The organism is Roseateles sp. P4_D2, assembly GCF_056401875.1.
The window spans coordinates 45,959-66,626 of the sequence record NZ_JBFUIM010000010.1 but is presented as its reverse complement, the minus strand read 5'-3'; the positions used below and the strand labels follow the sequence as shown (position 1 = coordinate 66,626).

21 protein-coding genes are annotated in these 20,668 nt (G+C 68.0%); 12 read left to right on the top strand and 9 right to left on the bottom strand.

Annotated features, from left to right (window positions below; genetic code table 11):
* Positions 1 to 49: 49 nt before the first annotated feature.
* A complete protein-coding gene (locus tag AC1DW0_RS18575; protein ID WP_457320849.1) occupies positions 50 to 445 on the bottom strand; it encodes a VOC family protein in 396 nt (131 codons plus the stop codon).
* An 85-nt stretch (positions 446 to 530) separates the two neighbouring features.
* On the opposite strand from AC1DW0_RS18575, the gene AC1DW0_RS18570 reads away from it, so the two are divergent.
* Both AC1DW0_RS18570 and AC1DW0_RS18565 read left to right on the top strand, forming a co-directional pair.
* Positions 531 to 1,109, top strand: coding sequence for a TMEM165/GDT1 family protein (locus AC1DW0_RS18570; RefSeq protein WP_457352197.1), 579 nt, complete (start codon positions 531 to 533; stop codon positions 1,107 to 1,109).
* 65 nt (positions 1,110 to 1,174) lie between these two features.
* On the top strand, positions 1,175 to 1,495 hold the full coding sequence (locus AC1DW0_RS18565; RefSeq protein WP_477947281.1) for a DUF805 domain-containing protein: 321 nt from the start codon (positions 1,175 to 1,177) through the stop codon (positions 1,493 to 1,495).
* Here the strand turns inward: AC1DW0_RS18565 and AC1DW0_RS18560 are convergent.
* Positions 1,484 to 2,377, bottom strand: coding sequence for a LysR family transcriptional regulator (locus AC1DW0_RS18560; protein ID WP_477856833.1), 894 nt, complete (start codon positions 2,375 to 2,377; stop codon positions 1,484 to 1,486). The genes AC1DW0_RS18565 and AC1DW0_RS18560 overlap by 12 nt on opposite strands.
* Positions 2,378 to 2,482: 105 nt before the next feature.
* On the opposite strand from AC1DW0_RS18560, the gene AC1DW0_RS18555 reads away from it, so the two are divergent.
* Positions 2,483 to 3,334: an oxidoreductase gene (locus tag AC1DW0_RS18555; protein WP_477947279.1), complete on the top strand. Its 852-nt coding sequence runs from the start codon at positions 2,483 to 2,485 to the stop codon at positions 3,332 to 3,334.
* A gap of 34 nt (positions 3,335 to 3,368) precedes the next feature.
* Here the strand turns inward: AC1DW0_RS18555 and AC1DW0_RS18550 are convergent, their stop codons facing one another.
* Together AC1DW0_RS18550 and glpK are read right to left on the bottom strand one after the other, a co-directional pair.
* Positions 3,369 to 3,830: a hypothetical protein gene (locus tag AC1DW0_RS18550; RefSeq protein WP_477947277.1), complete on the bottom strand. Its 462-nt coding sequence runs from the start codon at positions 3,828 to 3,830 to the stop codon at positions 3,369 to 3,371.
* 28 nt (positions 3,831 to 3,858) lie between these two features.
* The gene (gene glpK, locus AC1DW0_RS18545) at positions 3,859 to 5,325 is read right to left on the bottom strand and encodes a glycerol kinase GlpK (protein ID WP_477947275.1); all 1,467 of its coding nucleotides are present in this window, start codon (positions 5,323 to 5,325) and stop codon (positions 3,859 to 3,861) included.
* Positions 5,326 to 5,347: 22 nt separating this feature from the next.
* On the opposite strand from glpK, the gene glpD reads away from it, so the two are divergent.
* Positions 5,348 to 6,832: a glycerol-3-phosphate dehydrogenase gene (gene glpD / locus AC1DW0_RS18540; protein WP_477947273.1), complete on the top strand. Its 1,485-nt coding sequence runs from the start codon at positions 5,348 to 5,350 to the stop codon at positions 6,830 to 6,832.
* Here the strand turns inward: glpD and AC1DW0_RS18535 are convergent.
* Positions 6,816 to 7,487, bottom strand: coding sequence for a hypothetical protein (locus AC1DW0_RS18535; RefSeq protein ID WP_477947271.1), 672 nt, complete (start codon positions 7,485 to 7,487; stop codon positions 6,816 to 6,818). The genes glpD and AC1DW0_RS18535 overlap by 17 nt on opposite strands.
* 55 nt (positions 7,488 to 7,542) lie before the next feature.
* Here AC1DW0_RS18535 and AC1DW0_RS18530 point away from each other — a divergent pair, with 55 nt between their 5' ends.
* Positions 7,543 to 8,511 (top strand): DMT family transporter, encoded by a 969-nt coding sequence (locus tag AC1DW0_RS18530; RefSeq protein WP_477947269.1) that lies wholly within the window; start codon positions 7,543 to 7,545, stop codon positions 8,509 to 8,511.
* Positions 8,512 to 8,533: 22 nt separating this feature from the next.
* Here AC1DW0_RS18530 and AC1DW0_RS18525 read toward each other — a convergent pair whose 3' ends face one another.
* Both AC1DW0_RS18525 and AC1DW0_RS18520 read right to left on the bottom strand, forming a co-directional pair.
* Positions 8,534 to 9,298: a metallophosphoesterase gene (locus tag AC1DW0_RS18525; RefSeq protein WP_457352191.1), complete on the bottom strand. Its 765-nt coding sequence runs from the start codon at positions 9,296 to 9,298 to the stop codon at positions 8,534 to 8,536.
* Between the two features lie 54 nt (positions 9,299 to 9,352).
* Positions 9,353 to 10,114 carry a YecA/YgfB family protein gene (locus tag AC1DW0_RS18520; protein ID WP_056200764.1) on the bottom strand — a complete coding sequence of 254 codons (762 nt, stop codon included), beginning with the start codon at positions 10,112 to 10,114 and terminating at the stop codon, positions 9,353 to 9,355.
* 380 nt (positions 10,115 to 10,494) lie between these two features.
* On the opposite strand from AC1DW0_RS18520, the gene AC1DW0_RS18515 reads away from it, so the two are divergent.
* The 4 genes from AC1DW0_RS18515 (at position 10,495) to AC1DW0_RS18500 (ending at position 16,663) form a co-directional block, all read left to right on the top strand.
* On the top strand, positions 10,495 to 13,035 hold the full coding sequence (locus AC1DW0_RS18515; protein WP_056200766.1) for a TonB-dependent receptor: 2,541 nt from the start codon (positions 10,495 to 10,497) through the stop codon (positions 13,033 to 13,035).
* Positions 13,036 to 13,080: 45 nt separating this feature from the next.
* Complete coding sequence (locus tag AC1DW0_RS18510; RefSeq protein WP_082532879.1) at positions 13,081 to 14,334, top strand: MFS transporter; 1,254 nt, start codon at positions 13,081 to 13,083, stop codon at positions 14,332 to 14,334.
* Positions 14,331 to 15,902 (top strand): alpha,alpha-trehalase TreF, encoded by a 1,572-nt coding sequence (gene treF, locus AC1DW0_RS18505; RefSeq protein ID WP_477947265.1) that lies wholly within the window; start codon positions 14,331 to 14,333, stop codon positions 15,900 to 15,902. Before AC1DW0_RS18510 ends, treF begins: the two co-directional genes overlap by 4 nt.
* A 77-nt stretch (positions 15,903 to 15,979) precedes the next feature.
* On the top strand, positions 15,980 to 16,663 hold the full coding sequence (locus AC1DW0_RS18500; RefSeq protein WP_457444273.1) for a CAAX prenyl protease-related protein: 684 nt from the start codon (positions 15,980 to 15,982) through the stop codon (positions 16,661 to 16,663).
* A gap of 60 nt (positions 16,664 to 16,723) precedes the next feature.
* On the opposite strand, the gene AC1DW0_RS18495 is transcribed toward AC1DW0_RS18500, so the two are convergent.
* On the bottom strand, positions 16,724 to 17,683 hold the full coding sequence (locus tag AC1DW0_RS18495) for a caspase family protein (RefSeq protein WP_082532837.1): 960 nt from the start codon (positions 17,681 to 17,683) through the stop codon (positions 16,724 to 16,726).
* Positions 17,684 to 17,909: 226 nt separating this feature from the next.
* Complete coding sequence (locus AC1DW0_RS18490) at positions 17,910 to 18,680, bottom strand: helix-turn-helix domain-containing protein (protein WP_477947263.1); 771 nt, start codon at positions 18,678 to 18,680, stop codon at positions 17,910 to 17,912.
* A gap of 199 nt (positions 18,681 to 18,879) precedes the next feature.
* Here AC1DW0_RS18490 and AC1DW0_RS18485 point away from each other — a divergent pair, with 199 nt between their 5' ends.
* Genes AC1DW0_RS18485 through AC1DW0_RS18475 form a run of 3 tightly spaced genes read left to right on the top strand, consistent with a single transcriptional unit; the run spans position 18,880 to position 20,585 of the window.
* Entirely contained in the window at positions 18,880 to 19,347 is a 468-nt protein-coding gene (locus AC1DW0_RS18485) for a YiaA/YiaB family inner membrane protein (protein WP_056201340.1), read from the top strand.
* A gap of 15 nt (positions 19,348 to 19,362) precedes the next feature.
* Positions 19,363 to 19,803 carry a hypothetical protein gene (locus AC1DW0_RS18480; protein ID WP_457320002.1) on the top strand — a complete coding sequence of 147 codons (441 nt, stop codon included), beginning with the start codon at positions 19,363 to 19,365 and terminating at the stop codon, positions 19,801 to 19,803.
* Entirely contained in the window at positions 19,800 to 20,585 is a 786-nt protein-coding gene (locus AC1DW0_RS18475) for a DUF2145 domain-containing protein (protein ID WP_457389904.1), read from the top strand. Before AC1DW0_RS18480 ends, AC1DW0_RS18475 begins: the two co-directional genes overlap by 4 nt.
* Positions 20,586 to 20,668: the final 83 nt, after the last annotated feature.

Here is a 20,668-nt window from a genome sequence, read left to right as displayed (position 1 = left end):
TCACGGCGCGCGCCGTGCCGGGGCGAAACCGCCCCGTGAAAGGGAAATCTCAGCCCATGGCCGTGCAGAGTTCCACCAGCGTGCCGTCCGGGCAGCGCACATAGGCCACCGTCTGGCCCCAGGGCTTGGTGACCGGTGCGGCCAGCGCGCGGGCGCCGGCGGCGACGGCCTGGTCATAGGCAGCCTGCACGTCGGTCACCGTGAAGCCGATCTCCATGCCCAGCGGCTGCGGGCTCGCGTCGGCGGCCACGTAGTCGTGCTGCACGCTGTCACGGGCGGTTGCGTGGTCCACAAAGGCGAGCGTGGTGCCGCTGCCGCCGGTGTCGACCTCGCCATAGGCGCCACTCTCGTGCAGGAAGCGCTTCTTGAGGCCGAAAGCCTTGTCGAAGAAGGCCAGGGACGCGGCCACGTCGGACACGTAGACGAGGGTGTAGGCGAAGTTCATGCGGGTCTCCTGAAGTGCAATGCCCGCATGCTGCGCCGGGTTGGCTGTCAGCGCGTGTCAGGAGCGGCTGAGAAAATCCGCCGCAATGCAAGCCTTCCTCATCGCCACCGGCCTGGTGGCCCTCGCCGAGATTGGCGACAAGACCCAGCTGCTCGCCTTCATGCTTGCGGCCCGCTTCAGGCGGCCGGTGCCCATCGTGCTGGGCATCTTCGTTGCGACCGTCTTCAACCACGCCGCTGCGGGCGCGTTAGGCAGCTGGCTGACAGGCCTGATCAGCCCGATGGCGCTGCGCTGGATCCTCGGCCTGTCCTTCCTGGCGATGGCGGGCTGGATGCTGATCCCCGACAAGCTCGACGAGGACGACACGCCCAAGCCCGGCCATGGCGTCTTCTTGACGACGGTCATCGCCTTCTTCCTGGCCGAGATGGGCGACAAGACGCAGATCGCCACCGTGGCGCTGGCGGCGCGCTTCCCGGCCGACTTCATCGGCGTCGTCGCCGGCACGACGGCCGGCATGATGATCGCCAACGTGCCGGCGGTGCTGGTGGGGGATAAGTTGGCGCAGAAGCTGCCGGTCAAGCTGGTGCACACGGTGGCCGCCGTCATCTTTGCGAGCCTGAGCATCGCAACGCTGGCCGGCCTGGGCGAAAGCCTGGGTTTTTGAGGGGTGGTGAAGCCCGGCCGGTGGCCTAGCATGCCGGCGACTCAACACCACCTCGGGGAGAGGCCATGACCTTCCAGGAATCCGTCCAGACCTGCTTCAGCAAATACGTCGACTTCTCGGGCCGCGCCAGCCGCTCGGAGTACTGGTGGTTCGCACTGTTCGTCTTCGGCGCGAGCTTCGTGCTGGGCATGTTCAGCCAATGGCTCAACATCATCTTCCTGCTGGCCACGCTGCTGCCTCAGCTGGCCGCCGCCACGCGCCGCCTGCACGACACCGGCCGCAGCGGCTGGTGGCAGCTGATCGGCTTGATCCCCCTCATCGGTTTCATCGTGCTGATCGTCTTCCTGGCCCAGGAAAGCGGTGAGGCGACCGAATCAACCGCCTGAGCGGGCGGCGTCGATGAAGGCGCGCAGCTTGGGCGCCAACGCTGCGCGCCGCGGAAAGTAGAGGAAGAGGCCGGGCTCCTCGAAGGCCGACTCGGGCAGCAGTTGCTGCAGACGGCCGCTGAGCAGTTCCGCGTGCACCAGCGGCTCGAAGATGTAGGCGATGCCGACGCCGGCCAGGGCCAGGTCGCGCGCGAAGCTGGCGTCCGTGATGACGGCACTGCCCGTCGTGCGCACGGCCACCGTCTCACCGGCCTCGCGCAGCTCCCAGTCGTAGAGGCTGCCGGCGGCCAGCAGACGAAAGCCAATGCAGTTGTGCGCCGCCAGCTCGGCTACGCGGGCCGGCGCGCCGCGGCGGGCCAGGTAGTCCGGCGAGGCGACGAGGATGGCCTTGAACGGCGGCGTCAGGCGCACGCTGACCATGTCCTGCTGCACCTGCTCGCCCAGGCGGATGCCGGCGTCGAAGCCGCCGGCGACGACATCCACGAGGGCGTCGTTGTCGTGCACCTCCACCGTCAGCTTGGGGTGGGCCACCGCCAGCTTCGCGAGCAGCGGCGGCAGCACCATTTGCGAAGCCACGCGCGAGGAATTCAGCTTCAGCACGCCGCCAACCTCGCCGCGGGCGGCGCCCAGATGTTCGACGGCCGCGCCGATGTCCTCCAACGCCGGCCCCACGCTGGCGAGAAACCGCACGCCCGCCTCGGTCAACGCCACGCTGCGCGTCGTGCGCGCGAACAGCGGCTCGCCGAGGGCGTCCTCCACCACACGCACCGCATGGCTGACGGCCGAGGCGCTCATCCCCAGTGCCTGGGCAGCCGCCGCAAAGCCGCGCTTGTCGGCCACGGCAACGACGATGGGCAGATGGGCCAGCAGTTCGCGGTTCATTCATGAACCATATCGCATGACCCATGCGATTCAAGCACCTTTATCCGATCACATCGTTTCGAGACACTGAATCCCGTCGCAACCCACCACCCCACGGAGCCCACCATGACTGCAACCACCAACATCCGCCCCACCTGGTTCATCACCGGCGCCTCGTCCGGCTTTGGCCTGTCCTTCGCGAAGTACGCCCTGGCTCAGGGCTACAACGTCGTCGCCACGGCCCGCCAGCCGGCGCGCCTGGCCGCGCTGGCCGACAGCGCACCCGACCGCGTCCTCGTGCTGCCGCTGGACGTGACCGCTGCTGGCGACGCCGAGCGCGCCACGGCTGCCGCCCTGGCGCACTTCGGCCGCATCGACGTGCTGATCAACAACGCCGGCTACGGCATCGTCGGCGCCGTCGAGGAGACACCCGACGCCGAGCTGCGCGCGCAGATGGAAACCAACTTCTTCGGCGCTGTCGCCGTGACCCGCGCCGTGCTGCCGGCCATGCGCGAGCAGCGCAGCGGCGCCATCGTCAACCTGTCCAGCATGGGCGGCCAGATGTCCTTTGGCGGCTTCGGCGCCTACTCGGCCTCCAAGTTCGCGCTGGAGGGCCTGTCCGAGGCCCTGGCCCAGGAGGTCGCGCCCTTCGGCATCAAGGTGCTCATCGTCGAACCCGGTGCCTTCCGCACCGGCTTTGCGGGCGCCGACGTGCTGCGCCAGATGCCCGTGCTGGCGGCCTACGACGAGATCGTCGGCGGCACGCGCAGCTTTGCGAAGGGCATGGATGGGACGCAAGCCGGCGACCCGGACAAGGCAGCGGCGGCGATCGACGCGGCGCTGAAGGCCGAGGTCACGCCGTTGCGCTTGCAGCTGGGTGCGGATGCGATCGACGCGGTGCGGGCGCACAGCGAGCAGTTGCTGAAGGATCTGGCGGCGTGGGAGGCTGTTGGGCGTGCAACGGCGGTGGATGCCTGAGCACTAACGAGCAGTGCAACCAAGCAACGCGAGGCTATTTGCGCCAGTTGCGAATGCCCTCGGCAAGTACGTCATCCCAACACTCTTGCGCAACAAGCTCACCATGCTCATCGGCCAAATGCTCCAAGAAGGAGGCGACGATTGCACGTTGGCTTGCATCGAGCAGCGAGAGGCTCGCGTGCCCAGGCCCGTCGGAGAAATGGTTGATGAACTGCATCATGAAGAGATCTCCCAATTTGTCTCTGGCATCAGATGCAGCAAGCTCCATCAAGCGGGGGAGCAGGTAGGCCTTGGCTGCCGGCGTCAGATAGCACAGCGGCCCCCACGCGCTAGTGCCAAAGTCGACAGCAGTGAGTTGTTGGCGCGGCTTGCCGCCGAGCATCTGTTCGTAGTCGTCTCGCTCGGGCTCATAGAGGTCCGGATCGACGTAATTCGACGGCTGGGCGAAGCAAGCGAAGGCCTTCTCAACCTCGCGAAAATCAAACGGCGAATTCATGGTCTTCAGTGTGCTCTTTGGTGGTCGATCAATCCGCCAAAACTTGCCTCACGGCCTTGTCCCACTCCGCCAGCCGCGCGCCTGCCTCATCACGCGACATGCGGGGCTCAAACGCGCGGTCCAACTGCCAGATAGCGCCAATCTGTTCAGTGGACTCATAGACGCCACTACCCAGTCCGGCCAGCAGCGCAGCACCCAAGGCCGTCGTCTCGATGACCTTGGGGCGCAGCACCGGGATGCCGAGCAGGTCGGCCTGAAACTGCATCAACAGGTCATTGGCGCTCGCCCCGCCGTCCACTCGCAATTCGGTCAGGCGGTCAGCCGCGCCGACGTCGGTATTCATCGCCGTGAGCACGGCAGCGCTCTGGAAGGCAATGCTCTCCAGCGCCGCGCGGGCGATGTGGGCCTGCGTCGTGCCGCGCGTGAGACCGAGCAGCGCACCGCGCGCATCGGGACGCCAGTAGGGCGCGCCCAGGCCCGCGAAAGCCGGCACGAACATGACGCCGCCGGCGTCGGGCACGCTGCTGGCCAGCGCCTGCACCTCGCCGCTGCCGCCAATGGCCTTCAGGCCGTCGCGCAGCCATTGCACGACGGCGCCGCCGACGAAGACGCTGCCCTCCAATGCGTATTGCGGCGTCGCGTCGACCTGGGCGGCGCGCGTCGTGATGAGGCCTTGCGTGGACGTGCGCGCCTGGTGGCCGGTGTGCATCAGCAAGAAGCAACCGGTGCCATAGGTGTTCTTGGCCTGGCCTGGTTGCAACGCCGCCTGGCCGAACAGCGCGGCCTGCTGATCACCCGCGATGCCGGCGATCGGGACGCCAAACTCGGCCGCCTGGCCGAACACGCCGGCCGAGGGCCGCACCTCGGGCAGCAGGCTGCGCGGAATGTCGAAGGCCGCCAACAGCTCGTCGCTCCAGTCGCCACGGTGGATGTCGTAGATCAACGTGCGCGAGGCATTGCTGGCGTCGGTGGCATGCACCTTGCCGTCGGTCAACTTCCAAAGCAGCCAGCTGTCGATGGTGCCAAAGGCCAGCTCGCCGCGGGCGGCGCGTTCGCGGGCGCCGGGCACGTGGTCCAGCAGCCAGCGCAGCTTGGTGGCCGAGAAATACGGGTCGAGCACCAGGCCGGTCAGCTCGCGCACGCGCGGCTCCAGGCCCTGGGACTTCAACTGTTCGCAGAATGCCGCCGTGCGGCGGTCCTGCCAGACCAGGGCCTTGTGCAGGGGCTTGCCAGTCTTGCGGTCCCACAGCACGACGGTCTCACGCTGGTTGGTGATGCCGATCGCCGCGACCTTCACACCTGCCTTGGCCATAGCCTCTCGGGCGCATTCAACCTGATGCGTCCAGATCTCCTCGGCGTCATGCTCCACCCAGCCCGGCTGGGGGAAATGCTGGGGCAGCTCGCGCTGGGCCGAGGCGAGCAAGCGGCCGTCGCGGCCAAAAACTAGAGCGCGCGAACTAGAGGTTCCCTGGTCCAACGCAAGCAAGGCGTCCATCACCATCCCTTAGAGTGAGTGCATGGTGGACGATTTTGACGTGGTGGTGGTGGGAGGCGGCATCAACGGCACGGGACTGGCCCGCGACCTGGCCGGGCGCGGCTGGCGGGTGCTGCTGGCCGAGCGCGATGACCTGGCCTCGCACACCTCGTCGGCGTCCACCAAGCTCGTGCATGGCGGGCTGCGCTATCTGGAGACCTATGAGTTCTCGCTGGTGCGCAAGGCGTTGCAGGAGCGCGAGGTGCTGCTCAGGAGCGCGCCTCATCTGATCCAGCCGTTGCGCTTCGTGCTGCCGCATGCGCCGCATCTGCGCCCGGCCTGGATGATCCGCATCGGCCTCTTCCTCTACGACCACCTGGCCCGCCGCGAGCTGCTGCCGGGCTCGCACGGCCTGCGGCTGGCGGGCAGCGTCTATGGCGCGCCGCTCAAGCCGGAATTCACGCGCGGCTTTGTCTATTCCGACGGCTGGGTGGACGACGCCCGCCTCGTCGTGCTGAACGCGCAGGACGCCCAAGCCCGCGGCGCACAGGTGCTGACACGCTGCGCCGTGACCCAGGCCGTGCGCGGCGCGGACGGCTGGCAGGTCACGCTGCAAAACGGCCGCCAGTTCCAATCACGTGCACTGGTCAATGCAGCCGGCCCCTGGGCCGAGCGCTTCCTGCGCGACCACACCCAGGGCGCCAGCGGCCAGCCGCTGCCGGCGCGCGGCCTGCGCCTCGTCAAGGGCAGCCACATCGTCGTCGACCAGCGCTTCACCCACGACCACGCCTACATCTTCCAGAACGCCGACGGCCGCATCATCTTCGCCATCCCCTACCAGGAGCGCTTCACGCTGATCGGCACCACCGACGTCGAGCTGCCCGAGCATGAGGACCCGCCGTCGCGCGCCACCATCGCCGAAGACGAGATCGCCTATCTCTGCGAGCAGGCCAGCCGCTATCTGGCCCAGCCGGTGAAGCCCGCCGATGTGCTGTGGACCTATGCCGGCGTTCGCCCGCTGCTGGACGAAGGCGGCTCGGCTTCGGCCGTCACGCGCGACTATCTGCTGGAAGCCGACAAGGACGGCGGTTCGCCGCTGCTCAATGTCTGGGGCGGCAAGCTGACGACCTATCGCAAGCTGGCCGAGGACGGCGCGACCCAGCTCGGCGAATTGCTGGGCGATGCGCGCAAGCCCTGGACGGCCGGCACCACGCTGCCCGGTGGCGACCTCGGCGCACATGGCGTGAACATCGACGCCTTTGCCGCCGAGCTGCAGGCGGCCTACCCAGCTCGACCCGGCGTGCGCCGCATCGCCCGCGCCTACGGCAGTAAAGCTCGCGAGCTGCTGGCCGCCCCGACGGGCACCGAGATCGCGCCGGGCCTGTTCGAGTCCGAGCTGCACCATCTGGTGGAGAGCGAATGGGCCACCAGCGCCGACGACGTGCTGTGGCGGCGCAGCAAGCTCGGCCTTCATTACACCGCCGAACAGCGCGAGGCCGTGGCGGCCTGGTTCAAAACGCGAACTTGAAGCCGACAGTCTTCAGCCGGGCGCGAGCGCCTGCGAACTGCCGGCCATAGGACGCGTCGACGAAGACGCGATCGGGCAGCAGGGCCACGCGCAACGCCGCATTGGCCCAGGGCCGGCCACGGTCGTCGCCGAAGACCTCGGCCATGGGCTGCCAGCGCCCGCCTTCGCCAAAGCCACCATGCTCGACGGCCAGGGCCCAGGTGGTGCTGCGGCGGCCCACCATCTCGTCGCGCTGGTGGCCCAGGTTGGCGTGCAGGGTCAGCTCGCGCGTCAGCGGCACGCTGCCAACCAAAATCAGCCCCGCGCTGCTGCGCCGCCACACCGTCTCGACGTGGCGATGCGAGAAGCTCCACGCCAGCGTGAGCTGGGCGTCGCCATCGGCCCAGGCGGCGCTGGCCAGCAGGGTCTTGCCGTTCAGCACCAGCTCGCGCGGCCGGATGACGTTGAGCGCGACCTCGGTACCCCAGCCGATGCCGCAGCCGAGCTGCAGGCTGGTCTGGCGCTGGCCGTCTTCGCCCAAACGCCAGTCACCATGGGCACCTTCGATCTCGCAGGCCTGCGGGTCCATGACGGCGGCGTCTTCGGCCTGCAGCGGCCGACCGGCCTGGGCCGTGCAGGCGACCAGGGCGAGGCTGAGGACGAAGGCGGGGCGCATGGGGGAAAGAGCCTAGCGCCCCGGTGTGACGAAGGCATGGGTGATGATGCCGGCCATGCTGTTTGGTTTGTTGTTCGCCCTCGCTGCCGGGCTGATGTGGGGGCTGGTGTTTGTCGCGCCCGTGATGTTGCCGGGCTATGCGCCCGCCTTGCTGACGGTAGGCCGTTACCTGGCCTTCGGCCTGATCGCCGTGCCGCTGGCCCTGGCCCTGGACCGGCGCGCGCTGCGCGAGTTGCGGCCGGGTGACTGGTGGGAGGCGGCCAAGCTCAGCCTGATCGGCAACTTCCTGTACTACCTCTGCCTGTCGGCCGCCATCCAGCGCGCCGGCGCGCCGCTGCCAACCATGATCATCGGCACGCTGCCGGTCGTCATCGCCATCTGCGCCAACCATCGCAACCGCGTGCGTGACGGCCATCTGCCGTGGGCGCGGCTGGCGCCGTCGCTGCTGCTGATCGCCGCGGGCCTGGCCTGCGTCAATCGCGACGAGCTGGCGGTGCTGCAAGCCGAGGCCGGCGACCCGCGCCGCTATGCCGAGGGCGCGCTGCTGGCCATCGCCGCGGTGGCCTGCTGGACCTGGTATCCGATCCGCAATGCCGACTGGCTGCGCGCGCACAGTGATCGCAGCCCCAGGGCTTGGGCGACGGCGCAAGGCCTCGTCACCTTGCCGATGGCGCTGGTGGGCCTGCTGCTGCTGGCGCTCGCGTACCTGATGGCGCCGGGCAAGCTGATTCCCGCGGACTACGCTTTTCCGCTCGGCGACAGGCCGCTGGCGTACGTGGGTCTGATGGCGGCCATCGGCCTGTGCTCATCCTGGTTGGGCACGCTGTGCTGGAACGAGGCCAGCCAGCGTCTGCCGACCTCGCTGTCGGGCCAGCTCATCGTCTTCGAGACCTTGGCCGCGCTGGCCTACGCGTTTGCGTGGAAGCAGCGCATGCCGCCGCCAGCGACCCTGGCCGGCGTGGCCTTGCTGATCGCCGGCGTCGTCTGGGCTCTGCGCATCAAGCCGGTGAAGCACGCGGCCTGATCGGGCCGCCACGGCGCAAGTCTCAGGCCGCGAAGACCTCGAACACGCGCTGGCCATCGAAGCCATCGGCCTCGCCGCGCTTCATGTGGCCGCGGGCGTTGCTGACGACGCGCGTGTCGCCGATGCGGTAATCGTGGCGGCAGTGAAGGTGGCCGTGCACCCAGAGCTGCGCGCCAGGCAGCAACTCCTCATCGTTGTTGCAGAAGCTGGCCGTGCCGGGCTGGCGGCCATAGCGCGGGTCGGCGCTCTTCAGGCTGGGTGCGAAGTGGGTGATGGCCACCGTGGCGTCCCAGTCACCCGTGCGCGCAAGTTCGCCGGCCAGCCAGGCGCGACTCTCCAGCGCCAGTTCGCGCACCGCCTCGACGCCGAAGACCTCGCCATGGCGCGTGGCCTGCATGACGTTCTGGAAGTAGCCCCCGGCGCGCATCGCACGATCACGGCCGCCGGGGCCGAAGGCGTCGAAGTCGCACCAGCGCGTGCAGCCAATAAAGCGCACGCGCCGGCCCTGGGCGTCGGTCAAGACGATGGATTCGTCGTCCAGCATCTGCAGGCCGACGGCCTTGACGTGAGCGCGCAGGGCCTCACGCGCCTCGTCCACGTCACGGCGGTCGTACTCGTGGTTGCCGGGCACGAACAGCACCGGCACCGGCCAGCCGCGGAACAGCTCGAAGCTGCGCCAGGTTGTGTCGATGTCGCCGGCGAGGATCAGCAGTTCAGCGCCCGGCGCGGGGATGGGCTGGTAGGACTCCGTTTCGAGGTGGAGGTCCGAGAGGAGCTGCAGTTTCAAGTCAGTTGAGGACAGAGCTTGGCGCAAGCGCCTGCGGTCTGTCCCGCAAAGGCATCAGTTGCTGCCATGACAGACCTTGTATTTCCTACCGGAACCGCAAGGGCAAGGATCGTTTCTGCCAACCTTGGGCGTGTCGCGCTTGATGGTGTCGACACGGTAGCGTTCGGCCTCGGTCAGGTCGGCGAGGTCGGCCACCGTGACAACCAGTTCCTCGATCGCATCGTCCAGATCCTTCAGCGGATGCTCGCGGTTGAGTGTTGCGACGACCTCCTTCTCCTCGGCCGTCTCGGCCGGCAGATGGCGGTACAGACGCGCGAGCGCGGCGGACACCGCGTCGTCGGGCATGTCGGCCAACTCGGGGAAGCACAGCGCCGCATGCTGGAAGCCGGCGACCCAGGGCATCAGCGCGCGCGACAAAGGGCCGAGGGCGTCGTAGCTGGCGCGGGCCGAGCGCTCTTCCTCGCTGGCGTCTTCCGGCAGCGGGTCGGGTTCCTGTTCCTCATCGACCTCCAGGATGACGGGATCGAACCAGCCATCTTCAGCCAGGCCGCGGTTCAGGGCGGCATGGCGACGCTCGACGAGCTGGGTCAGCTTGTCCAGCCAGCCGGCGTCTACCGTCTCGGGCAGCAGGCCGCCGTCGTAGTCAAAGATATTGGGCAGCCACTCGTCGGCCTCGATGAGGCGGGGCTGCACGATGACGCCACACAGATAGCCATCGAGCATGGAGGCGTCCAGCGGCTGCAGCGGCTCGGGCGTGGCGGCGAGGAGTTCGTCGAGTTCGGCGAACTCGGCGTCGGTGAGGTCTTGGGTGCTCATGGGCGCGGATTGTCGGGGTTTGCCCCCTTCGGGCAAGCCGCCGCGCCGAAAACGTTCAACTCCCTAGAACCGAAATCCATGTCATCGATGTCAACGATCAGCCACATTGGTAAAAACCCAAATGACATCGATAACATTTGCCATCAAAGTCCGGTCCATCGAAAGTGGCGACGGCCGCGCTGGCTTTCGGGATCGGAATCGCTGAATAAGTCACCGCGATGCGGCGCGCCCTGGTTTGGTATGGGCTGCAAGGCGCAAAGCGCAGTCATAGCTTGGCTATGGCGAGCATTTGCAACGCCGCAGACCGCCCAAAGCAGGGATGCGCCGCACGCGAGGGACTTGTTCAGCGATTCCACAACAACAACCATCGGAGACCACCCATGCTGAGCCCCCATGCCGCGCCGCGCGCCGGCGTCCGCCTCGTTCGCACCGCCTTCCGTCCCCAGCTGATCGCGCTGGCTGCTGCCGCCCTGTGTGGCGCCGCGTTCGCGCAAGACGCCGCCAAGCCTGCGGAAAAACCTGCCGCACAGTCCCCCGAATTGAAGGAACTCGACGCCGTCGTCGTCACCGGCACGGCGCGCCGCGAGGGCGTGCGCAAGCTCGAAGCCGGCTTCTCGATCACGACCGCCACCGAAGAGCAGATCAAGCAGGCCGCGCCCACCAGCACGGCCGACATCCTGAAGACCGTGCCCGGCGTCTTCGTCGAAACCTCGGGCGGCCAGGCCGGCGCCAACATCCGCGTGCGCGGCTTCCCGACACCCGGCGACGGCCCCTACTCGACCTTCCAGCTCAACGGCGCGCCGCTCTACCACCTGCCCACGCTGAGCTTCTTCGAGCACTCGCAGCTGTTCCGCCTGGACGACACCATCGACCGCATGGAAGTGCTGCGCGGCGGCCCCAGCCCCATCTTCGGCAGCGGCCAGCCCGGCGTGACGGTCAACTTCATCCAGAAGGACGGCCGCAACCCCGAGGCCAGCCTGCGCGTGACGACCGGCACCGGCAGCTTGAAGCGCGTCGACGGCGTCTATGCCGGCAAGCTGAGCGACCAATGGAATGTCATGGTCGGCGGCTTCTGGCGCCAGAGCCAGGGGGTGCGCGACACGCAGTTCCCGGCCGACGAAGGGGGGCAGGCCAGCGTCGTGCTGAGCCGCAAGCTCGAAGGCGGCAGCCTGCAGCTCTATGCCCGCGCGCTGCGCGACCGCAACGCCTTCTTCACGGCCATTCCGGTCGTCGGCAGCACCGACGGCAAGAGCGCATCAAGCTACCCCGGCTTCGACGCGCTGAAGGACTACTTCTACGGCAACGAGCTGCGCAACATCGTGCTGGAAACCGGCCGCGCGACGGGCCGCACCCTGCCCAACGGCAAGCCCGAGATCCAGCGCAGCACCGTCACCAAGGACCTGGCCGACGGCCGCGGCGCCGACGTGCAGACCTATGGTGCCAACCTCGACACCAAGCTTGGCGACTGGACGCTGACCAACAAGCTCAGCCACACCACCGGCGACACGCCAACCTATGCGTTGTTCTCCGGCGCGAATCCGCAGACGCTGTCGAGCTACATCACGTCCCAGGTCACCGCAGCCAATGGCGATGCGGCCGTCGTCGCAGCGGCCGGCCGCGCGGCGACGACCGGCACCGCCACCTTCACCAACGGCGGCGGCACGGTCGCCGGCAGCACGCCCGTCATCGTCAACGGCATGTGGGCCGTCGACAAGGCGCTGCGCTCGACCAGCAACGAGACCCGCCTGTCGCGCGAGATCGCACCAGGCAACAACCTGACCGTCGGCCTGTATCTGGCCGGCTACAGCTCTCACGACGTGTGGACGCTGGGCCAGGCCCAGCTGATGACGGTGCAGTCGCACGCCCGCCTCGTCGACGTGGCCCTGGACAACGGCGTCAAGGCCTCGCGCAACGGCTACGTGACGCCGCCGTTCTCCTTCAACCTGGACGCGAACTACAGCGGCAACACCCACGCCTTCTTCGTCGCCGACGAGTGGCAGCTGAGCAAGGAACTGCGCATCGACCTCGGCGCGCGCCGCGAGACCCAGCGCATCACCGGCACGATTGCCAACGTCAGCAGCGGCGACCTCGATGCCGACCCGACGACGATCTACAACAACAACCTCTCATACTTCAACGGCACCAACACGCTGATCGACAGCAAGCTCAGCCGTTCGTCGTTCACCGGCGGTGCCAACTACGCCTTCAGCCGCGAGTTCAGCGCCTTCGTGCGCGTCAACAAGGGCCACCGCCTGCCCGACTTCGACGTGCTGCGCGGCCGCGGCGCCAACGAGACCAAGGATTCGGTCGAGGACATCACCCAGTACGAGATCGGCTTGAAGACTGCCACCAAGCTCTACAGCGCCTTCCTGACGGCCTACGCGAACAAGCTGACCAACTCGCAGACCCAGCAGTTCACCAACGCCGGCAACGTCGTGCTGCGCCCCAACAGCAAGGCCACGGGCGTCGAGTTCGAGCTGGCCCTGCGGCCTGGCTATGGTTTCGAGATCGCCGCGACCGGCAATTTCCAGGACGCCAAGTACAAGGACTTCCAGCAGTTCACCGGCAATCGCGTCGAGCGCGCGCCCAAGTTCCAGGCTCGCCTGACGCCGAGCTGGCAGACGCAGACCGGCTTCGGCCAGCTGCGCACGTTTGCCACCTTCAGCCACGTCGGCGAGCGCTTTGCGGACCAGACCAACACGCTCAAGCTGCCGGCCTACCGGACCATCGACGCGGGCGCCGTGTTCTCGATGGACAACGGCCTGGAGGTGCGCCTGACCGGCACCAACCTGACCAACAAGGTCGGCCTGACGGAAGGCAACTTCCGCGTGCCGGGCCAGGGCGCGGGCCAGGATGGGGTGTTCCTGGCGCGGCCGCTGTTCGGCCGGGCCTACGAGCTGAGCGTCGGCTTCCAGTTCTGACGACGCGCCAAGATGGCGACGCCTGAACTCAAAGCAGCCCTCGACATGACACAACCCACGACCCTCCCGGCGGTGCCCCTGTCGAGCGGCGGCCTGCGCATCAGGCTTGCCATCATCCTGACCTACATGCTGTTCGGCGCCCTGCTGAACAGCGTCGGTGCGGTCAACCTGCTGGTCGTGCAGACCCTCGGCGTGCCCCGCGCCGAGGCCGCGCTGCTGGACGCGTGGAAGGATCTGCCGATTGCGCTCACCTCCTTCCTGGTCGCCTCGCTGCTGCCGCGCCTGGGTCTGAAGCGGTCGATGCTGCTGGCCCTCGCGGCCGTCGGCGCGGCCTGCCTGGCGATGCCGGTGCTGTCGGCCTTCTGGGCGATCAAGCTGCTGTTCTGCACGCTCGGCGCGGGCTTCGCCCTCGTCAAGGTCTCGGCCTATTCCATGATCGGCCTGGTCACGCACGACCGCGCCGGCCATGCGCGCTTCACCAACCTGCTCGAAGGCCTGTTCATGGTCGGCGTGCTGGGCGGCTATCTGCTGTTCAGCCAGGCCGCGCATGCCGAGGGGCGAGGTTGGCTGCAGGTCTATCCGCTGCTGGCCGCGTTGGCTGCCGGTGCCTTCGTGCTGCTGCTCACCAGTCCGCTCGACGAAGGTCCGATCCAGTCCCCGAACACCAGCGTGCGCGAAGACCTGCTGGCGATGGCGCCGCTGCTGAAGATGGCCCTGGTTGTCGTCTTCCTGCTGTCGGCCTTCCTCTACGTGCTGATCGAGCAGGGCATCTCGACCTGGCTGCCCAGCTTCAACAACGAGGTGCTGCACCTGCCCACGGCGATGAGCGTGGGCCTTGCGGTCATCATGCCGGCGACGACGGCGCTGGGCCGCCTGACCAGCGCAGCCGTCATCGGGCGGCTGGGCTGGTTTGCCGTCGTCATCGCCTGCCTGGTCGGCATCGCAGCGCTGATCCTCATCACGCTGCCGCTGTCCCTGAACGTCGCACCGCTGGGCGCCGACGCTGGCTGGCTGAACGCCCCGCCCGCGGCCTATCTGCTGCCGCTGACCGGCCTGCTGCTCGCCCCCATCTACCCGGCCATCAACTCGGCCATGCTGAGCGCTCTGCCGCAGCGCCAGCATGCGGCCATGACCGGCCTCATCGTCGTCTTCTCGGCCTTGGGCGGCACGCTGGGCAGCTTCGTCACCGGCCGCCTCTTCGTCGCCTTCGACGGCACCACTGCCTTCGGTCTGCTGCTCGTGCCCGTCACGGCCCTGGCCATCTCGCTCGCCCGGCTGCGCCGGCATCTCGCGTCATGACTTCCTCCTCCCAGCGCCCCGGCGACCTCTTGGCCGCCGCGCCCGCTCACGCCGCCGCGCATAGCAGCGCCGCCACCCCGCACGAACTCTACGGCGAACTCTTCGTCGCCGTGCAGATGACGCGCGTCTTCGGCGACGGCAAGAGCTTTGTCGACGCCCGGCCCAAGACCGCGCCCGCCATGATCCGTGCGCGCTTCGAGGTCGAACGTCGCCTGCCGGGCTTCTCGCTCACCGACTTCGTCCACGGCCATTTCGTGCTGCCCGGCCATGACACCGCCGTTGGCCCGCGCCTGGGTGTGCGCGAACACATCCGCGCGCTGTGGCCGCTGCTGGTGCGCGAGCACCGCCAGGCCGAAGACGGCGAAAGCCTGCTCGCGCTGCCCAAGCCCTATGTCGTGCCAGGCGGGCGCTTTCGCGAGCTCTATTACTGGGACAGCTACTTCACGATGCTGGGCCTGGTGGCCGACGGCCGGCGCGACCTGGCCGAGGCCATGCTGGCCAACTTCGCCCACCTGATAGCGACCTACGGCTTCATTCCCAACAGCAGCCGCAGCTACATGCTGAGCCGCTCGCAGCCACCGTTCTTCTTCAGGATGGTCGAGCTGCTGCACGCCGACGACCCGGCCGCCGGCTTCGCGGCCCATCTGGACGCGTTGAAAACAGAACACGGCTTCTGGATGGCCGGCGAGGCCACGGTGGCACCCGGCCAGGCCCATCGCCGCGTAGCCCGCACCGCCGACGGCGCCCTGCTCAACCGCTATTGGGACGACCGCTGCACGCCGCGCGAGGAGAGCTGGCGCGAGGACGTGCTGACGGCCGAGGCCGCGACCGGCCGCACGCCGACAGACGTCTGGCGCGACCTGCGCGCCGGCGCCGAGAGCGGCTGGGACTTCTCCGGCCGCTGGTGCGCCGATCCCGCCGACATCGCGACGATCGAGACGACAGCGCTGGCACCCGTCGATCTGAACGCGCTGCTGGCCGGCCTGGAGAGCGCGATCGCCCTGGGTGCTGCGCGCAGCGGCGACACCGCCACGGCCCAGGCCTTCGAGGCCCGCATGGTCGCCCGCCGCCAGCTGCTGCAGACGCGCTTCTGGCGCGCCGATGCTGGCCCAACGGGTCACTATGCCGACCTGAACTGGCGGCAGGCCACCGACCCGCGCCCGCTGACGGCCGCCGCCCTCGTGCCCCTGTACCTCGGCATGGCCACCCAACCGCAGGCCGACGCGATGGCCGCCCAGGTGCAGCGCCACCTGCTCGGCGCCAATGGCCTGTTGACGACGGCCCTCACGACCGGCCAGCAGTGGGACGCCCCCAACGGCTGGGCGCCGCTGCAATGGATGGCAGCCCAGGGCCTGCTGCGCTACGGCCATGCGGCGCTGGCCCGCGACATCGCCGAGCGTTGGTGTGCCAGCGTGCACCGCGTCTACCTCGCCACCGGCCGGCTGCTGGAGAAATACGACGTCGCCCAGGACAAGGCCGGCGGCGGCGGCGAGTACGAGACCCAGGATGGCTTCGGCTGGACCAATGGTGTCTTCGTCGCCTTCAAGGATGGCCTGCTGAGCCCCTAGTTCCGGTGCCCACCCCTGAGGCTTGGGGGGCCTAGCGCCCTGAGTTGCCATGACCTCGGGCTAAGCTGGTGGCCGACATGCCCGCCGACACGCCCACGCTCAGCCCCGCCGCCCTCGCCCGTTGCATTCCCTTCTTCGTCTTCATGGCGCTGCTGGCGCTGCGTGGCTACCTGCCCGCCGACGGCGGCCTGGATGGACGTTGGATCTATGGCGCCCAGACACTCATCGTCGGCGGCCTGCTGGCCTGGTACTGGCGCAGCTACGGCGAGCTGGTGCGGCAAAACCTGCCCGACGCGCGCGAGACCGGCTGGGCCGTGGTTGTCGGCATCGCCGTCTTCGCCATTTGGGTGCAGCTGGATGCGCCGTGGATGCAGCTCGGCTCAGCCACGGCCAGCTTTGTGCCGCTGGATGCCAACGGCCAGCTGATCTGGCCACTGATCGTGCTGCGCCTGGCCGGTGCAGCCCTGGTTGTGCCGGTCATGGAGGAGCTGTTCTGGCGCAGCTTTCTGATGCGCTGGGTGCAGCATCCCGGCTTCGAGCGGGTCAACCCGCAGACAGTCGGTGCGCGTGCCGTCGTGCTGTCCACCTTCGTCTTCACGCTGGCCCACACGCTGTGGCTGGCCGCCGTCGTCGCTGGCCTCGCCTACGCCTTGCTCTACCGCAGGAACGGCAAGCTGTGGAGCGCCGTCATCGCGCATGCGGTGACGAATGGGCTGCTGGGCCTCTGGGTCATTTGGACCGGGCGTTGGGAGTTCTGGTGAGGCTTGAGCCCCATCAAACGCTCCAGAGTCGCCGCACGGTAAATGCAGCAGAGCCGTGCGTCAGACGCTGAAGGGGCGTTGCGCTTCGAAGCCTGCGTTGGCCGCACCGACCACGTAGTAGTTAGGCGTCTGGCTGGGCGGCATGAGCCTGATGATGTCCCTGCAGAAAGACTCGTAGTCCCGCCCGTACTGGCCATCTGCCCAAACGCGCTTGAGCGTGCCGGTGAACAGGCCGTTGTCCATGCCGTCCATTGACAACTGGTTGTCCTGGCAGCCCGAGATCAGAATCACGCTGGCGCCGATGTTGGCCTTGTCAGCGGGGCCGCAGAGATACTGCAGCGAGTCATAGAAGTTTTTTCGCTCCTGGTAGACAGGCCATGCCCTTTCGAACGGGATCGCCTTGATTGCACCAGCAGGCGGGCTCAGCCCGGCCTGGCGAGGATTCGTCACCGCCATCATGCCCACTGCCTGCGCGACGAATTCATAGCGCGCCATCCTCGCGACCGTGCCGCTATGGCAGCTGTCGGACAGCACCACGATGCGCACGCCAGGCGCGAAGCGGGCCCACATCGCATACAGCTCGTCATCGATCAGCATGCGATCAAAGAGGCACCATGTTTCATCCAGGGCATCGGCCTCCTCGTCGTTCGCGTCCCCGAGCTGCCCGCCGTGGCCCGAGTAGCTCAGAATGAACAGGTCGCCCGGGCGCAATTGCTGCGCCGCGTCCGCAAGTTCCGCGAGTACACGCGCAGACGTCGCCTCGTGCGTCAGCAGCAAGGTGCCCGTGCAGCCGACGCCGGTCGCGATGGCCGCCATGTCCCGTGCATCAGCCTCGCAGGCAATCAGCGGGCCGGCCCAACCACCGTACTGCGCCGGATCGACGGCATTGAGCCCGATCGCCAGGTACCACCCGCGCGACGCAGGTCTGCCGCCGGGGCCTGCGGGCCTGTGCGATTGCGCCGGTCGTCGTGTGGCGTCCGACGGAGTCTGGGCGCCTTGCCATTGGTCAATGCCTGTCATGAGCTTCTCCCGCAAAGGTGGGCGCAGACTGTCCTTGCCCGGACGACGTTGTACGGTTCGGAGCGTCTGTTGAACTCGTCAAACTTGCGGAGGCCATTGCCGATGGACGCACCGCCGGGGGGCAATGCTTGCGAACATGCGTCGGAAACCCTAGCCAAAACAGGCCAGGCCGCGCGCAAGGCCGGCCTCGCCGAGCCTTATCCGGGAGCCTGATTCGGTCGTTTGCCTATCCAGCACGACCGGTGCGGCGCTGGCCCAGGCCCGGCCGCTCCAAGTCGCGGAACGCCTCGAAGATCCATGACCTCAGGCCAATGACCACGCTGTAGGGCCGCTTCTCAGAGGACGGCAGCTTCTGGTCCAGCAGATGCTGTTGGGCGAAGTCATCGGCCGTGCGCTGCAGCCGTTCGGCCAGCTCGCGCGCATGGCCGGCGCCGAACTCGCCATGCACCAGCGTCAGCAGCTCGCCTTCGCCATCGAAGCCGCCGGCGAAGAAATCGGCCATCACCCGCTCGCGGAAGAACTGCATGACCGGCCCCTGCGGCCGCCAGCGCAGCGTCTTGGCCACCTTGAGCTTGTAGCGGTTGTGCGGGCGCAGTTCGATGACGCCCAGACGGTCGAGCTGGGTCAGGGCCGCAACGGCATCGGACTCGGCAATGCGATAACGCGACAGCACATCCTCGATGGCCCAGTGACTCAGGCAACAGATGGCAACAAGCAGCAGCACGGGCGAGGCCACGACGGCACCCTCCTGCTCCAGCGTCAGCTCGCGCAAGGCCGGCGCCTGTTGCCCCAGGCGCGCGGCCAGCTCGGCGAACTCCAGCTTCAGCACGCGGCAGATCTCGTCCACGCGTGACAGCGGCATCTCGCCACCGGGTGCCAGCATGCGCTTCACGCTGGACTCCGACAGGTCCAGGGCCAAGGCCAGCTCGGCATAGCTCAGGCCCTGCGTCTTCAGCTCGGCCTTGATGAGGGCCACCAGCGATTGCGTGCTCGACATGAGGCGAGACGGTAGCGCATGACGGCACCGGCGGCTCTGCGCCTGTGCGACACGGCGCCATTTCTATCCGTCGGGCAGTGTCATGAAGCGCTACTTTGCGGCGCTTGCCACGCGCCTTGGAACTATTCCCGAGGCCAGCCACCCCGGCTTCACGCAAGATCGCGGCCATCGCAACATTCGTTCACAAGAAGACACCCGCATGGCTCAAACTCCTTTCATCCGCCGCGACACCAACGCCTGGCGCCTGCAAGTCTGGATCTCCTTCGGCCTCAGCGTCACGCTGTGCGGCTCGGGGCTGGCCTGGCTGCCGGGGCAGGATCTGGACCGCGCCTTCATGGTCATGGGCTATGTGTTCTGCCTTTCCACCGCCTTTGCGCTGGCCAAGTTCATCCGCGACAACCAGGACCGCCAGGTCGACACGCCCATGTGGCGCCTCGTTGTCTGGTGCGGCTTCGCGCTCGCCATGGGCCTCACCGGCTGGGGCCTGTGGCGCATGGAGATCCAGCCCGTCTGGAAGGCCTATCTCGGCGTCTGCTGGCTCTACCTGATCTCCAACGTCTTCACGCTCGCCAAGATGCTGCGCGACGCCCACGATGCCGACATGCTCGAAGCCCGCATGCAGGGCCGCCGTGAAGCGGCTGCGCAGGCTGACGCCGCAGCCCAATAACCCAAGGAGCCTTTGATGAAGCGCCTGCTCGCCCTCTCCAGCCTGTCACTCGCCCTGGCCCTGCCCGCCCAGGCCCACAACAGCCCGTCCGAGGCCAGCGCGGTGCTGTCCCTGGCGCCCGTCGTGCTGTCGGTCGGCGCGGTCAGCGCCGGCGGCGTCGCACTCAGCGCCATCCCCGCCGGCATCCTGTCGGCCGGCGTGACGTTGGTGGTGGTGTCCGTCGAGGTCGTCGGCAGCGCGACGGTCTGGGTCCTGGAGCGCGCCTCCGACGGCGCCCGCATCAGCATCAAGGCCACCGGCAAGCTGGCCGAGGGCGTCGTCGTGTCCACCGGTGCGGCCGTCGTCGTCTCCGTCATCGGCGCGGGCACCCTGCTGTCCGCCGCCGGCGAGGTCATCGCCTTCATCCCCAATGAGATCGGCAAGGCCCTGCTCTACAACGAGCAGGTGAGCCGTTGAGGCAGGCCCTCGCCCTGGCCGGCGCACTGGCTGTCGCAACCGCCGCCCACGCCGGCCGGCCTTGCGAGGAGAAGCAGCCAACGGCGCGCCAGATCGAGCAGGGGCTCAACCTCGCCCAGGCCACGGCCCGCCAGCTCGATGCCAGCGGCGCCCAGGTCGTCGTCCTTGCCCGCGCGGGGCAGGACCTCTCCAAATACGGCCTGCAATGGTCCCACCTGGGCTTTGTGTACAAGGACACGACGCAGCAGCCGGCCGTCTGGCGCGTCATGCACAAGCTCAACAACTGCGGCACCGACCATGCGGCGCTGTATCGCCAGGGTCTCGGTGAGTTCTTCCTCGACAACCCGCACCGCTACCAGGCCGCCTTTGCCGTGCTCAAGCCTGAGTTGCAGCAGGCCTTGCTCCCCGTGCTGACGGACAACAGCCGTGTGGCGCGTTTCAACGAGCGCCGCTACAGCATGGTGGCCTATGCCTTCGGCACCACCTACCAGCAGAGCAACCAGTGGGTGCTGGAGACCCTGGCAGGCAGCGCGGCACCGAGCGTGAACAATCGCCGCGACGCCCAGGCCTGGCTGAAATCCCAGGGCTACCAGCCTACCGACCTGCACCTGTCCACACTGACCCGCCTGGGCGGCCGCATGACCCAGGCCAACATCGCTTTCGACGATCATCCGAGCGCGCGTCGTTTCAGCAGCCATATCGACACCGTCACCGTGGATTCGATGTTCGCGTGGATGCAGCGTGCCGGCCTGTCCCAATCACCCCAACTCGTCCAGCAATGACGGAATAGCCCACCCCCTACCGGCTTCGCCGGCCCCCTCAAGGGGGCACCGCCAGTGGACCGGCAAAGCCGGATCCACGGCAG